Source organism: Alkalibacterium iburiense (assembly GCF_039521845.1).
GTDB classification, from domain to species: Bacteria; Bacillota; Bacilli; order Lactobacillales; family Carnobacteriaceae_A; genus Alkalibacterium; species Alkalibacterium iburiense.
This window is the reverse complement of the sequence record NZ_BAAACW010000161.1, coordinates 1-2,776: the sequence shown is the minus strand read 5'-3', so window position 1 is coordinate 2,776 and position 2,776 is coordinate 1. Positions and strand designations below refer to the sequence as shown.

2 protein-coding genes are annotated in these 2,776 nt (G+C 32.1%); both read right to left on the bottom strand.

Annotated features, from left to right (window positions below; genetic code table 11):
- Positions 1-210: 210 nt before the first annotated feature.
- Positions 211-1,764: an extracellular solute-binding protein gene (locus ABDZ53_RS11895; RefSeq protein ID WP_343756809.1), complete on the bottom strand. Its 1,554-nt coding sequence runs from the start codon at positions 1,762-1,764 to the stop codon at positions 211-213.
- Positions 1,765-1,984: 220 nt separating this feature from the next.
- A complete protein-coding gene (locus ABDZ53_RS11890) occupies positions 1,985-2,620 on the bottom strand; it encodes a YesL family protein (RefSeq protein WP_343756807.1) in 636 nt (211 codons plus the stop codon).
- Between the last annotated feature and the right edge of the window lie 156 nt (positions 2,621-2,776).

Genomic DNA, 2,776 nt, shown 5'->3' with positions numbered 1-2,776 from the left:
GAGAAAACCACATGTGAGGAATGTAACAAGTAGTAAGTACTAGTTCTTTTTAATTTAATGCAACACTAGTGATATTTAGGCAATTCTCTAATCTTATAAATTGTAGTTTATTTCTAATTAGTTAATTAAAATCTATATTCTTTAAATTGTTTTTATAAAATAATAAACATATAGGAAGTGATCTATAATCACTTCCTATGTGCTTTTTTTTTAGTTGTGTTCTTGGTACAACTCGTTAAACTCTTCTATTACTTGTTCTCCACCAGAATCAAACCATCGATCTACCGCAGCATACCATTCATCTTCACTAATTTGACCAGCAACATATAAAACTCTTGCATCGCTTATGATTTCATTTAACTGCTGGCCTCTTGTTGTGTAAGTTTCAGAAACAAATGGTGCTGCTTCGTTATGAACTGCTGCTGCTTCGTTCATTTCCATTAATCTCAATCTTTCTTTCTGCAACGGATTAACTACTACTGGTTCTAACATTCCATCTCCGTATGTTGATATTTGTCCCATCTCATAAGCTCTCAAATTGAGTGCTTCTTCTGTTTCAATTGGAACCAAATAACCGTCCTCATTTACTTCATATGTTACACCTTCGATACCATGATTTAACGCATTCAAACCATCAGCAGATGATAAATTATCCAAGTAACCTAAAACTTCAATTAATTCTTCTTCTGTTTGAACAGAAGTTTTAGGAATAGCTATAAACCCTGCATAACCTTCCGTAGGAAACCCGTACTCTTGATCGTCTAGAGGACTTCTTAAAGTACCTGTATTTTCCATGAAATGGGCATCATCTCTTTCTACTCCTTCTGAATCAGCAAAAAGATTATTTAATCTCATTGTGTTTGAATAAGTAGCAACCATACTTCCACCATTACCATTAAAGATTTCACTTTCTAAATCATCAGGACTTAAAGTTGTGAAATCTGGATTCACTAAACCTTCTTCTACTAGACCTTTAAACCAATCAAGGGATGCTTTGTATTCTTCAGTAGTAAATGAAGGAATAAACTCACCGTCTTCAATTGCCCATTGATTTGGTGCCCCAAACCACACATGTGCTACATCTAAAACTGCATGTATATTTGATTCCATTAAACCATATGTGTCATCTGCCCCGGAACCATTTGGATCATCAAATGTAAAGGCTCTCAAAACTTCTGTGTATTCGTCGATTGTTTCAGGAACATCTAAATCAAGATTTTCTAACCAATCTTTACGCATCAATGCAGTATGTCTCATCACATCCCTACCTCGATAGATACCATATACTCGACCATTTACTGAAGCATTATTTAAAACATCAGGATTATAGGTGCTTAGATGATCAAAATCATCTAAATAATCAGTTAGGTCCCAAAAGGCTCCCGCTTCAGCAGAGTTTAAGAACCCTGGAGTTTTACCTTGAATAACCATTAGTTCTGGAATATCAGTTGAAGCAAGAGTAACATTCATTCTGTCTTCATAATTACTGTTCGGTACCCAATTTATATCCAGGTCTACACCAGCTACTTCTTCAACATTAAGTTCCCATTCATTATCAGCAGGTGGAGCTGTTGTTTCAAAGGTAGGAGCCATTACTGTTAGAGATTCAAAATAAGTACCTGCTTCTACACTTGTTTCGTCCGTGTTGTTATCGTTCCCATTATTAGTGCTTTCAGCCGTTTCTCCATCACCATTACCACATGCCATTAGTATCAAAGAAGATAACATGACTACGGTCGATAATTTTTTATTTAACTTAATCAAATTACACACTCCTAATTTGTATTTGAAATGATCATTTCAACTTTCATGTTAAAGCGTTTTCATCAAAAAAACAATATCATTTTTTTGCTTAGAAAATTTCATTGTAAATGTTTAATTATAGCTGTTAGTTGTGCATTTTATAAGAATTAATATCACAATTTTGCATCAATAGTATAATGTCTTAATACCTATATTCTTTAAATGAATACATTATCAAATTCTATTTATCCTTATTTATCATCTGTTCGTTTCTAACAAAAGATGAATAGCACAACCCCATAATTCCATAAACTAAAGCACTGAGAAATAACAAAAGAGAGTATGGGAAGAAAACATAAGTTAAATAGGAAATGAGTACAATCCAGAATACAATAAGTATTGTTGGCAAAGGCTGTATTACTGTTAATATAATAGCTGTTCTTATATATTTTAAAATAGTCAATTCATAGTGTACAAAGAGAGATAAAAAGTAAGATACAACAATAATTGATACAATAGCTATCACAATAGTGGCCCCGTTAATAAACTGTAATATGGGTTCCATTCTAAAATTAGTAAAACGATAGTTAACTAGTAACATGTAAAAATATAAAGCTATAGACCATCCTATAATATTTCCTTTAATAAAATGTTTTTTATATGAAGAAAAGAAAAAAATTATCAAATCTTTATCGTTTCCTATCCCACTGATCAACTGTTTTCTAATTGTATCAAAAAGAGCAACCGTACTTGGACCAAAACCAAATAAGAAAATGCCCAGTATAGTAAAAGCTAACCATAATAAATTTAGTAAAAACAAGCGGTATAAAAAATCAAATGCAGTGTATAGTTTAGTTACAAACTCAACTTTGCCCATGTGTTTCTCCTTTCGATTTCTTTAGCTTACTGTTAGAACATAACGTAAGATTAGAATCAGTTTGAACATATAATTTAAAAGTTAATATTATGATTATGGTGTCAAAACCCCATAATTTTAAGCACTTAATCAACTTGAAATGCTCAAAAGTATACA

Bases quoted from the DNA above. Each gene is read 5' to 3' on its own strand.
- ABDZ53_RS11890 (WP_343756807.1), bottom strand. From the start codon at position 2,620: ATGGGCAAAGTTGAGTTTGTAACTAAACTATACACTGCATTTGATTTT.